The 12,467-nt window shown below is 60.6% G+C and carries 5 protein-coding genes; 4 read left to right on the top strand and 1 reads right to left on the bottom strand.

Going from position 1 to position 12,467, the window contains the following annotated elements:
* Position 1: 1 nt before the first annotated feature.
* From CAF73_RS00280 to argR, 3 genes are all read left to right on the top strand, one after another.
* Positions 2-1,114 (top strand): succinylglutamate desuccinylase/aspartoacylase family protein, encoded by a 1,113-nt coding sequence (locus CAF73_RS00280; protein ID WP_085701592.1) that lies wholly within the window; start codon positions 2-4, stop codon positions 1,112-1,114.
* A 23-nt stretch (positions 1,115-1,137) separates the two neighbouring features.
* Entirely contained in the window at positions 1,138-1,902 is a 765-nt protein-coding gene (locus CAF73_RS00275) for an ABC transporter ATP-binding protein (protein WP_003227281.1), read from the top strand.
* A 257-nt stretch (positions 1,903-2,159) separates the two neighbouring features.
* A complete protein-coding gene (argR, locus tag CAF73_RS00270) occupies positions 2,160-3,140 on the top strand; it encodes a transcriptional regulator ArgR (protein WP_011335538.1) in 981 nt (326 codons plus the stop codon).
* A 48-nt stretch (positions 3,141-3,188) separates the two neighbouring features.
* On the opposite strand, the gene CAF73_RS00265 is transcribed toward argR, so the two are convergent.
* Entirely contained in the window at positions 3,189-10,922 is a 7,734-nt protein-coding gene (locus tag CAF73_RS00265; protein WP_085701591.1) for a dermonecrotic toxin domain-containing protein, read from the bottom strand.
* Positions 10,923-11,228: 306 nt separating this feature from the next.
* Here CAF73_RS00265 and CAF73_RS00260 point away from each other — a divergent pair, with 306 nt between their 5' ends.
* Positions 11,229-12,449, top strand: coding sequence for an aspartate aminotransferase family protein (locus CAF73_RS00260; RefSeq protein WP_085701590.1), 1,221 nt, complete (start codon positions 11,229-11,231; stop codon positions 12,447-12,449).
* Positions 12,450-12,467: the final 18 nt, after the last annotated feature.

Here is a 12,467-nt window from a genome sequence, read left to right as displayed (position 1 = left end):
TATGGAACGTATCGACCACGTTCTGCCGTGGAGCCACCTGGGCAGCGAGCGCCGGATTTCGGTATTTCGATTCGGCAGCGGCGAGCGCAAGGCCTACATCCAGGCCAGCCTCCACGCTGACGAACTGCCCGGCATGCGCACCGCCTGGGAACTGAAAAAACGCCTCGGCGAACTCGAAGCCAAGGGTCTGCTCAACGGCGTCATCGAGCTGGTGCCGGTGGCCAACCCGCTGGGTCTTGGCCAGTTGTTGCAAGGCAACCATCAGGGCCGTTTCGAGGCCGGCAGCGGCAGGAATTTCAACCGTGATTTCGTCGAGCTCAGCGCCCCCGTGGCCGCCAGGCTGGAAGGACATCTCGGTGATGACCCGCACGCCAACATCCGTCTGATCCGTCAGGCGATGGCCGATCATCTGGCCGCATTGCCCGAGGCCGGCAGTCAGTTGCAAGGCATGCAGCGCATCCTGCTGCAACACGCCGCCACCGCCGATGTGGTGCTGGACCTGCATTGCGACTGTGAAGCCGCGCTGCACATGTACGCCTTGCCGCAGCACTGGCCGCAGTGGCGTTCGCTCGCCGCGCACCTGGATGTGAAAGTCGGCCTGCTGGCGGAAGATTCCGGCGGCAGCTCGTTCGACGAAGCCTGTTCGCTGCCGTGGCTGCGTCTGTCGCGTCTGTTTCCGGATGCACAGATTCCGCTGGCGTGCCTGGCGACGACTGTCGAACTGGGCGGTCAGGCTGACACCACGCCTGCGCAGGCTGAAGCCTGGGCCGAAGGGATTCTGGCGTTCCTTGCCGAGCAAGGCCTGATCCGTGGCGAGTGGCCGGGCGCGGCGCACGAACCGTGCGAAGGCATGCCGTTCGAGGGCACTGAATTGCTTCTGCCGCCGCATCCGGGCGTGGTGAGTTTCCTGCGCAAGCCCGGCGAGTGGGTTGAAGCCGGTGACAAGATTTTCGAAGTGATCGATCCGCTGTCGGATCGGGTCAGCACGGTGTGTGCTGGTACGTCCGGGGTGCTGTTTGCCATTGAGCGGCTGCGTTACGCCCAACCCGGTTTCTGGCTGGCCAAAGTGGCGGGGCGCGATGCGCTGCGCGACGGCCCTTTGCTCAACGACTGACTGTTTTTGTGAGAACCGACCGCATGTACAAGCTTGAAGTCCAAGACCTGCATAAACGCTATGGCAGTCACGAAGTGCTCAAGGGCGTTTCCCTGAAAGCGGCCGCCGGCGATGTGATCAGCATCATCGGCTCCAGTGGCTCCGGCAAAAGTACTTTCCTGCGCTGCATCAACCTGCTCGAGCAGCCGCACGCGGGCAAGATCCTGCTCAACAACGAAGAGCTGAAGCTGGTCGCCAACAAGGACGGCGCGCTGAAAGCCGCTGACCCGAAACAGCTGCAACGCATGCGTTCGCGCCTGTCGATGGTGTTCCAGCACTTCAACCTGTGGTCGCACATGACCGCGCTGGAAAACATCATGGAAGCGCCGGTTCACGTCCTTGGCGTGTCCAAGGCCGAAGCTCGCGAGAAAGCCGAGCACTACCTGAACAAGGTCGGCGTGGCCCATCGTAAAGACGCGTTCCCGGGGCACATGTCCGGTGGCGAGCAGCAGCGTGTGGCGATCGCCCGTGCGCTGGCGATGGAGCCGGAAGTGATGCTGTTCGACGAACCGACTTCGGCCCTCGACCCGGAACTGGTCGGCGACGTGCTGAAAGTCATGCAGGCCCTCGCTCAGGAAGGCCGGACCATGGTGGTGGTAACCCACGAAATGGGCTTCGCCCGTGAAGTGTCGAACCAGCTGGTGTTCCTGCACAAAGGCGTCGTGGAAGAAAGCGGCAACCCGCGTGAAGTGCTGGTCAATCCGCAGTCGGAACGTTTGCAACAATTCCTCTCGGGCAGCCTCAAGTAATCGCTCCCGTTACGCACCAAATTAGGTCATGCTTCGCGATCTGAAGGCGGACCAGATTCCTCTGTGGGAGCGAGCTTGCTCGCGAATGTGATGGTTCAGAAGCAGTGATGTCAGCTGACACACCGCTTTCGTCGGATCGCCGCCCGGAGCAAGCTCGCTCCCACAAGGGATCCGCGCCAGTTTCAAGATTTGTGTTCATTTTGGGCTAGCATTGGCCCTTGCCTTCATCACCGTTCTTCGCTTCGGATTGCCCGCCCATGACTGCCCATCGAATTGGTTTCCTGATTTGGCCCAGCACTAAAGCTCTGACTTTGGCGCTGGCAGAGGAGGCCTTGCGTGTCGCCCAGCGTGTGCATCCGGACGTGGTTTACGAGTTGTCATTCCTGCAGGCCGAAGCCCCGGCCGAAGGTGAATGGCAACTGCCCGGCGAACCCTGGGCCGGCAAACTCGAGAACTTCCAGAAACTGTTCCTGCTCGCCGATGAGCCTCCGACGACGTTGGCGCCGGCACTCAGCAGCGCGCTCAAGCAACTGGTGCGCGCCGGTTGTGTGATCGGTGGTCTGTCGGCCGGTGTGTACCCGCTGGCGCAACTGGGTCTGCTCGATGGTTACCGCGCGGCGGTGCACTGGCGCTGGCAGGACGATTTCGCCGAACGCTTCCCGAAAGTCATCGCTACCAGCCATCTGTTCGACTGGGATCGCGATCGCCTGACCGCGTGCGGCGGCATGTCGGTGCTCGATTTGCTGCTGGCTGTGCTGGCCCGTGACCACGGTGCGGAGCTGGCCGGTGCGGTCTCCGAAGAACTGGTGGTCGAGCGCATCCGCGAGGGCGGCGAGCGTCAGCGCATTCCATTGCAGAACCGTCTCGGCTCCAGCCATCCGAAGCTCACCCAGGCGGTGCTGCTGATGGAAGCCAACATTGAGGAGCCGCTGACCACCGACGAAATAGCCCAGCATGTGTGCGTGTCCCGGCGTCAGCTGGAGCGGATCTTCAAGCAATACCTCAACCGTGTGCCGAGCCAGTACTACCTGGAACTGCGCCTGAACAAGGCCCGGCAGATGTTGATGCAGACCAGCAAGTCGATCATCCAGATCGGCCTGTCCTGTGGGTTCTCTTCGGGGCCGCATTTCTCCAGCGCCTACCGCAACTTCTTCGGCGCCACGCCACGGGAAGACCGCAACCAGCGGCGCAGCAGCAGTCCTTTCGAACTGTCGTCGGTGCCGCCCGAGCGCGGTTGATCCATAACCGATACAGCCATGGCACGAGCGGCCATGGCTGCAGCTCGATCAGTCTTCTATTTCCATATCCGGCCTCACCTGTGGTGGTGGAGTGCCGTCAATGCCTGCGACGTTCAGGTCGTTACCCGTTTCCTCATAGTAGGCGCGGATGCGCGCCAGGCTTTGTGCCGACAATGGGTTGCCGCCCAAGTCGTAGCGGTCACCGATGGTCGGGGGCACTTCCATCAGGGTTTCCGGCACTTCGGTAATGGCATTGCCGGACAGGTCAATCTCACCCCAGTGCAGGTTCTCCAGCACGCCTTTCGGGATTTCGGAGATTCCGGTATGACTCAGGTCCAGTTCGGTCAGGCTCTGCAGGTTGCTGAGGTCGGGGGTCAGTCCCAGAGGATTGTCGCTCAGGTTGAGCACCTCGAGCTTATCCATACCTGCCAGTGCCGCCACAGATTCGGGTGTCAGGCTGATTCCGCAATCCGAAAGGCTCAGGGCTGTCAGTCGATTCAGGGTGTAAATGTCCTTGGGTATGTCGCCCAGATGGATTGCCCGGATGGCCAGGCTGTCGATATTGGGGAACGCTTCAAGGAAATGCCCGAGTCGCGTCGAGTGGCCGTCGCCCGTCAGATACAGATCATGTACGTGAGGAAATTCGGTGCCCAGTATCGGCAGGTCTCCGGCGAAGTTAATCGCATGGTTGAACGCGTAAGCGTCGAGGGTCGAGTCTTCCAGCGGAACCTTGCGCCAGCAGGTCAGCAGTTCCTCGGCGAACTGTGAGCGCAGTTGCTCCTGGTGCGATCGCGCGGTTTCGGACAGTGGCTCGCCGGTGCGCGGATCGAGCGGAATGTCGCTGATCCAGCGAGCGAGATTGCGGTTGAGATCGCTCAGTACCTTTTCCAGACGTGTCAGTTCGTTGCGACCGTCGGCCAGACTGCCGGGCAAACGATAAAACAGGGTGCTGGCCTGCTCATCATCCAGACTGGGGTAGAGGGTTTGCACCCGAGCGAGATCCCTCTCATCGGCAAGCACGCCGAGATCACTGCCGGTACGCCTGAAGTAGTCCTTGACCCGCTCGCGAGTCGCAGGGCTCAGGGGGTTCTTGCCAAAGTCGTAGCCGTCACCGCTTTCTGCCGGCAAGTTGAAAATCTCATCAGGAATTTCGCTGATGCGATTGTTGTTGAAAATGGCGATGCCCAGCGTCGGATGATTGATTATCCCGGCAGGCAATTCGTCCAACCCGGTGCTGGCCAGATCCAGAAAATCCAGATTCGGCAGGGTATCAATGTGCGGTGCCAGCCCCAGCGGATTGTTGTACAGATCGAGTTTTTTCAGCCCTGTCATCGTGGCGAGAGTGGCGCGACCTTCGACATCCAGTTTCAAGGCGCAGTTGCTCAGCACCAGGCTTTCCATGGCTGACATCTGCCTGAATGAGGCCGGTATCTGCCGCAATCCCAAATCACGCAATTCCAGAGTCTTCAGCCCTGTGAACGTGCTGAAGAAGTTGTCGCCGATGCGCAATCGGCCAGTGCCGGTTATCGACAGCGCCGTGACGTGGCTGAAGTCTGCGCTCGGTGGGGGCAATTCACCGATCAAGGACAGGTTGAGAGTCAGGCTGTCCGAGCGAACTTCGGGGCGGACTGTCGAGCGTTCTCGCCAGAACGCTTGCAGGTCACGGCGATATTGATCACGCCCGGCGCGCTCAGCGGCTTTTTCCTCATCGGTAAGTCGTATGCCGCTGGATGGATGTCGTTCGGGAATTTCTGCGGCCCATTCTCCGAGAGTCGCATTCATCTGCTGCCACTCTGTTTCCCAGTGGCCGATCCGGGCACGTCCCTCATCCATTGTTCCCGGCAACCAATAGAGCAACTGATTCGCTTGCTCGGCGTCCAGTGCTGGAAACAGTGCGCGTACACGGTCGATGTCGGCCTGTGGCATCGATACCCCGAAGTTCTGCCGATCGCGCTGGTAGTGGGTCTTGATCCGGTCGCGAGCGGCCGGGGACAGAGGGTTATCCCTCAAGGTGAATTGCTTGGGCGACAGTGCCGAGCGTTGGTAAAGACTGTCGGGCGGTTCGCTGATCCGGTTTTGATCGAAGTCAGCCATTTTCAGCGTCGGGTGTTCGATCAGGCCGTCCGGCAGCTCAGAGATCCCGGCGTCTACCAGACGCAGGCGGGCCAGTGCCGGCAATGTATTCAACTGTGGTGTGGCACCCAGCGGGTTATGGCTGAGATTGAGGAACTGCAATCGGCTCATTGAAGAGAGGCGGGCCTGGGTTTGCGGTGTGAGGCTCAGCCCACAGGACTCCAGCACCAGACGCTCCAGTAAAGGCATGCGTTCGCAAGCCTGTGGCAGGTGCTCGAGTCTGAAATCATGCAATTCCAGGTGGCGCAGGCCGGGAAAGCCCGAGAGGAACGCGTCGATATTGCCCAGATTCGGATTGCCATCGAGCGTCAGGTCGAGAATATGACTGAAGTCGGCCGACAGCTCAGGCAAGTCTCCAATGAAGGTCAGACTGGCCATCAGTACATCGCCTCGCTCCGTGGGTTTTTCGGCAGACCGGTGGCGCCACAGTTCTTCAATACGTTGGGTGAAAACCCGCCGGCTGGTACGCATCGCCGACATCTGCCACGGGGTCAGCCTCTGTCCCGTAAGCGGGTGAATGTTCGGCGCAGCCGCCTCCCATCGCAACAGTTCGTCTTTCATTTGACGCAGTTCCGCCTGCCAGTGCCTGACCTGGCTGCGACCATGCTCGATCGACCCCGGCAAGCTGTAGAACACGTCGCTGGCATCTTGATCATCGAGGTCGGAAAACAGTTGCTGGATGGACTCGATATCTGCGCGGTCGGCGAGCACCGCGAAATCCTGGCCGGCTTCACGCTGGTGTTGCTTGATACGTTCGCGGGTGGCCGCATTCAGCGGGTTGTTCGACAGGTCATAGCCGTCGGCGACCTGATTCGGTATTTCGAACAAACCTTCCGGCAACTCGGTGATCTGGTTCTCGCTGAGAATAACGGTCTTGAGTCTCGGGTGGCCGATCAGACCGGACGGTATTTCCCTAAGGCCGGTGCGCGACAGATCGAGATAGGTCAGTGAGTTCAGCATTTGCAGGTCGGGCGCCAGCCCCAGCGTGTTGCCGGGCAGTTCCAGTGACTCGAGCCCAGGCATGCTGGCCAGCGCTGTCAGCGACTCGGCAGTGAACGTCACACCGTAGTTTTCCATGACCAGTATCTCCATCATCGGCAGGCCATTGAGCATCGTGTGCAACTGATCAATCTTGCCGTTGCGCACCATCAGCTGTCTGAGTCGGGGGAAACTTCTCAGGAATGCCGTGTTGCCGCCAATCCCCTTGTTGCCGTTGAGAGTCAGCTGAGTGATATGGCTGAAATCGGCGTTCAATACCGGCAAATCCCCCCTGAAGTTGGCCTGGATCGAAAGGACGTCGGCTCTGACGTATGGAGGGCTGGTTGAGCGGTGTCGCCACAGGCGCAACAGATTGCCGGCGAAAGTTTCGCGGGCGTCAATTTCGGTAAAGCGCTCATTCGCCTCCAGTGTGGTGCCACTGATTGGATCGCGGTCGGGAATATCTCTTGCCCATGAAGCCAGATCGGCGTTCAGCGTGGCCAGCTCCGTTTCCCACACGGTCAGTTGCAGGCGACCCTGATTCAGCGAGCCGGGCAGGTTGTAGAGCAGGCTGCTGGCCTGGCCGTCATCGATATCCGGAAACAGCGCCCGGGTTCGGGCTATATCAGCCTGCTCGGCACGCACGCCGAAATTGAGTCCGGTCCGGGTGAAATAGTTTTTGATGTGTTCGCGCGTGGCCGCAGAGAGCGGGTTGCCCGAGAGGTCGTACCCGGCGCCGACATCGGGCGTGAGTTCAAACAGGGCATCAGGCACAGAGGTGATCAGGTTTTCGCTCAACCATGCGCTTCTGATTCTCGGGTGGTCGATCACCCCGAAAGGCACCTCGGCGATCGCGGTGCGGGAGAGATTGAGGTAGGTCAGCGATGACATGCGGGTGACATCAAGGCGTGTGCCCAGCGGGTTGTCCTTGAGGTCCAGTTCGATCAATTCATCAAGGGAGGCCAGCAGTGCCTGGTTTTCCGGGGTCAGTACGATCTCGCATGTGCGCAGCCGAAGTTGGCGCAGGGAGGGCTTTGCGATAACTGTTGGCAGATCGTGCAGGTCGAAGTTGCGCAGATCGAGGCGCCTCAGTTCAGGAAAGTGACTGATGAACGCTGCGATGCCTGAGGACGTTCCGCTGCCACTCAGTTCCAGGCTGACGACATGGCTGTAATCGGCTGACAGCTGCGGGAGATCGCCCAACAGCGGTTCGTTGAACTGCAGGCGATAGCCAATTCGGTCCAGGGTTTCCCGGCGCCAGCAACTGAGCAGGGTGCGGGCAAACAAATGGCGATTGCGCTCTGCGGCTTCCCGCTGGGCGAGGGACAGTTCCCGGCCGGTCGCAGGATCGGTCCGCATGGCCCTGAACCGCCATTGATCGAGGTCGCTCTCCAGGCGTGCGTATTCGAGGCGCAGGCGCGAGAGTTCGGCAACCGGATTTCCCGGAAGATTTTGCAGGTGTTGCACCATCGCTTGCAGGCCGTCCCGGGTGATCCCTGGAAACACGTTTCTGGTGCGTGTTTCCAGGGTAGGCGGCGAGCTGTCCGTCGATCGATTGCGTGAATAACCCTCGGTGCCCAGAAGGCGCAAGGTGTCGCGTGTCGGGGTCGGCACCGGTGCGTCGGTCAGCGTGAGACGCAGGTTGGAGCGGGGCAGCGGGTTGTCGCGTATGAGTTGCTGGAGTTTCGCTCCTTCGCCGATCTGCAGGTTCAACGCCTGACGCTGGGCGTCCGGCAAGGCTTGAAGCACGCAGGTGTAAAAGTCCGTCGAACCGTGCAATTGCAATCCGTCCGAATCGAACGGTTGCCACAGGCCATCGGCCTGACGTACCAGGATTTTCTTGATGGCTGCATCCATAGGGCCGGTGCCATCGAGTCTGTTTCCGGCAAACGTCAGGTCACGGACTTCCAGGCTCAGGCCTTCGGGCCAGCCGGGCAACAGCTGCAGGCTGTGCAGGGCCAGTATCTCGGAATCCGGATTACGCACCGAATCGATTTCCAGCCCCTCATAGGCGCGGGTGATGCGCAGCTCGTGCATGGCGGTTTGGGAAAGCTCTTGCTGACGCTGCGGAAACTGTCCTTCGCCCAGTTGCAGCAGCTCGGTGCCCGTGGCGGTGTCTATGAGCTCTTCGGCAATTCTGACGGGCAGTTGCGGCACATGCCGGGCCACCGCCTTTATCAGTGGAGCCTCGCGGTGCTGAAGTGACTGATAGCGTTTTTCGAACAGGTTCGGGCGCTGTTGATCGGCGATTCCGGCGAGTCTGGCGCGCAGTCGCCGGGTGCGGGATTCAATGGAAAGCACCTGCCCGAATTCTTCGTCGAGCAGCGTGTTTTTTTCGGACTCGCTGAGCGATTCCAGCATGGTCTTGAGCAGATCACCGTCGGTCAGCTGGCCTTGGTGAATGTCTGTCAGCGCAAGCTGCGCATCGCTTGAGGATTGCCAGAGGGTTTCGCCCCGGGCGTTGAGCAAGCGCAGTCGCCGGTTGGCAGGCCACAAACCCTGCTCGTTGAGCAATTGCAGCTGAATCAACGGATCGGCCATCCGGTACTCGGTCGGGTCGTTGCTGGAGAGCTGTTGTATGAAGGTCTGCAGGTCCTGATCGATCTTGAAGCGCTCGATGGTATCGGCCAGCAAGGGTGGCACTCGCTCCTGATTGACGTGCATTTTGCGTAACCCGTCTTCGGTGTAACCGCTGACTTGCAGAATTCGCTCGCGCTTTGCCGCAGCAAACGGTTCCATGCGTGGGCCGATACGTCGCAATGCGGTGGCGCGGTCCCATTGCAGCGGGTTTTCCAGCTCGGTATGAAACGCACCTTCGCCGTTGTGCCGCACAATCGGCTGATAGGCATCCGGATCGGTGGGGTGTTCGATGCGCAGCTTGCCGGGATGTTCGTGATCGCTGACGGTGTAGTGCGCCTGGTCGGCAGGCAGCAGTTTTTTTCCGTCGAGCAGGTGCAGACCCTGTGCGTCGTGACTGGAATCGGCCGCTGGGGTCAATGGGCTCTCGTAGGGTTTCAGGTCCGGTTTCCAGTACAGGGTCTTGCCATTGCGCAGTTTCACCGGCTGGAAGCGATCCATGAACGCCACCACTTCGGGCGGTAATACTTTGGGGAGTTCCGCCATGGCAATGCCGGTTCCGACTCCGAATGAACCGAGCTGGATCATGGATTCCAGTGCGGCAAAAAAGTGTTCGCAAGCTTCGGTGGTGAGTCCTTCGGACAGATCGACAACGAACGTGAAGACTTCGTCAAGCAACTGGTAAGTGATGTACGCCATCATCATTTCACCCAGAAACGGCACGAACGGCAGAACAACGAACGCGGCCGCTTCCAGGATCGACTCGGCGACACTGACCAGTGCATCCCAGCGCTGCCAGCGAGCGTTGCGATCAACCGTCGCAGTGGAAATCGCGATCGCGGCGGCATCGTTGAGTATCTTGTTCAACTTGCGCTGATAGAGGTGTTCCCAGAGTTCGCCGGCGATGGGCGTAGCGGCAATTTGCAGAATCGGCCTTGCGACTGGCGTTTCGCGCCAGGGAGGCGATAAATCGCCGGCCTGTGGCTTGTGATAGGTAACCTGACTCAGGCGCTGCCTGAGCTGGCCGAAGAATTGCCCGCGTTGATCGTGGGCGACAAAACGGCTGAAGAATCGCTGGAAGGCCGCTTCGCGCAATTGCCGGATCAGCGCTTCTGTCAGTTGGGCTGTAGACGCGTATTGCTTGACCGGGTGTTCAGGGTGGCCAGGTATGTAAGCCACCACTTGCGCCGCGGTTCGTACCTGTTCGAGGTTGGGTGCGAACAGCACAATCCCGGTCAGTTCGACCGACATCATCGTCAGGTCCTGGCACAGCAGCGGCTGGCCATTCATTTGCACGTTGTGGGCACCATCGAGCAGACGTTCAATCGCATGCAGATGCGCGTGGTCGATATCGCCCTTCATCCGCGCCAGTTTCAGGGCGGCGCGCAGTGCGGCTTTTTGCGCCGCATTGATCTTGTGGCGCAAGACTGCGGCAGCCACCGGACTGGACACTGCCAGGTTTTCTTCGAGATAGGTTTTGTAGCGGCTGCCGATGTCCAGTTCCCGGCACAGTCGGGTGAAAGGGGCAATCCCCGGATTCATGTTGAGGGGCGCCAGCGTTTCGTATGCCCCGCTTGCCGAGGGTCGGGTGACGAATGATGAGCCGGCGGCATAGGCGTCGGCGACGGTTTCGTCGGTCTCGAAGTTATGCAAGGCCGCGTCGAGCAGAGACACCGTCCATGTCCGGGTGCCGGTGGTAATGCCGGAAGCGGTCACGGGGATGTACAAGTGCAGGAAGGTTTCTCTGACATTCACGTCAACGCCGAAGCTTGATTTGAGCGCCTCGGTCAGCAGCGGTTCGGCGAAGGTGCTGGCGTCCTGAACGCGATCGAGCACCTGATCGACACCGTTTTGCGCCTTCATGTACTCGACAATGAGCGTTCTGAGGGCATCGTGCTGCTCTCGCGGGGCTGCCTTCACGGCATGGTGGAGGCGGTGGCGGTTGTTCTTCAAGGCGAGGCGCCGGGCTGGTGAGGCCTTGCCCAGCCATTCGGGAAGCGCTTTGACCAGCGGTTCATAGTGAGACGGAGGGTTGAGTGCCGCCGCGCCGGGCGTGAGTGGAAGGGCGGGCAAGTGCCCGGTATTGGATGGCATTGTTGGCGTCCTTGAGCATCGAAATGGAGCCCAAGCAAAACAGCAGCCGGCCATCGGCAGGTGGTAGAGATGTATGACAGGCAGCGCCTTCGCAATTGATATGCTCGCAGGCCTGCTGCAATGGCCGGCGGCAGTTTAAACTGCGCCTTTGCGACGCTATATGTCGCATTGCCGTAAACCCGGGAAAATCCGGGGTTTGCGCTATAAGAAGTTGTCGCTTGGCGACAAGGCCGGGCACAAAACTGTCCTTACAATCCCCCCATCGCTCGCCAGTTTCAGGCGGGTGGCCCTCATCAGGAGACTCCGATGTCCGTTGAGCACGCTGCGGTACAACGCGCCGATTTCGACCAGGTTATGGTTCCCAACTACGCGCCTGCCGCTTTCATTCCGGTGCGTGGCGCCGGTTCCCGCGTCTGGGATCAGGCCGGCCGCGAGCTGATCGACTTCGCCGGCGGTATCGCCGTCAACGTATTGGGCCATGCGCACCCGGCGCTGGTTGGTGCCTTGACCGAGCAAGCGAACAAGCTGTGGCACGTGTCCAACGTGTTCACCAACGAACCAGCCCTGCGCCTGGCGCACAAGCTGATCGACGCCACCTTTGCCGAGCGCGTGTTCTTCTGCAACTCCGGCGCCGAAGCCAACGAGGCTGCCTTCAAGCTGGCCCGTCGCGTCGCGTTCGACCGTTTCGGCACCGAGAAGTACGAAATCATCGCCGCGCTCAACAGCTTCCACGGCCGCACCCTGTTCACCGTGAACGTCGGCGGCCAGTCGAAGTATTCCGACGGTTTCGGCCCGAAAATCACCGGTATCACCCACGTGCCGTACAACGATCTGGCGGCGCTGAAAGCCGCTGTTTCGGGCAAGACCTGCGCGGTCGTTCTGGAACCGATCCAGGGCGAGGGCGGCGTACTGCCGGCCGAGCAGGCGTACCTGCAAGGCGCCCGTGAGCTGTGCGACGCGAACAACGCGCTGCTGGTGTTCGACGAAGTGCAGACCGGCATGGGCCGTACCGGCAACCTGTTCGCCTACCAGCATTTCGGCGTGGTTCCGGACATCCTGACCAGCGCCAAGAGCCTGGGCGGCGGTTTCCCGATCGCCGCAATGTTGACCACCGAAGCGCTGGCCAAGCATCTGGTTGTCGGCACTCACGGCACCACTTACGGCGGCAACCCGTTGGCGTGCGCCGTGGCTGAAGCGGTGATCGACGTGATCAACACCCCTGAGGTGCTGAACGGCGTCAACGCCAAGCACGACAAGTTCAAGACCCGCCTGCAACAGATCGGCGAGAAGTACGGCCTGTTCACCCAGGTGCGCGGTCTCGGTCTGCTGATCGGTTGCGTGCTGAGCGATGCCTGGAAAGGCAAGGCGAAGGACATCTTCAACGCCGCTGAACAAGAAGGCCTGATGATTCTGCAGGCCGGCCCGGACGTGATCCGTTTCGCCCCGAGCCTGGTGGTTGAAGACGCGGACATCGACGCCGGTCTGGATCGTTTCGAACGTGCTGCAGCGAAACTGACGCAAGCCTGATAGATCCTTCGGCGCCTG

Source organism: Pseudomonas sp. B15(2017), assembly GCF_002113215.1.
Taxonomy (GTDB): domain Bacteria; phylum Pseudomonadota; class Gammaproteobacteria; order Pseudomonadales; family Pseudomonadaceae; genus Aquipseudomonas.
Note: the sequence above shows the minus strand (reverse complement) of the source record. Positions and strands in the feature narration are given on the sequence as shown.

Coding starts and splice junctions, on each gene's coding strand:
- CAF73_RS00280 (WP_085701592.1), top strand. CDS start 2: ATGGAACGTATCGACCACGTTCTGCCGTGGAGCCACCTGGGCAGCGAG.
- CAF73_RS00275 (WP_003227281.1), top strand. CDS start 1,138: ATGTACAAGCTTGAAGTCCAAGACCTGCATAAACGCTATGGCAGTCAC.
- argR (WP_011335538.1), top strand. CDS start 2,160: ATGACTGCCCATCGAATTGGTTTCCTGATTTGGCCCAGCACTAAAGCT.
- CAF73_RS00265 (WP_085701591.1), bottom strand. CDS start 10,922: ATGCCATCCAATACCGGGCACTTGCCCGCCCTTCCACTCACGCCCGGC.
- CAF73_RS00260 (WP_085701590.1), top strand. CDS start 11,229: ATGTCCGTTGAGCACGCTGCGGTACAACGCGCCGATTTCGACCAGGTT.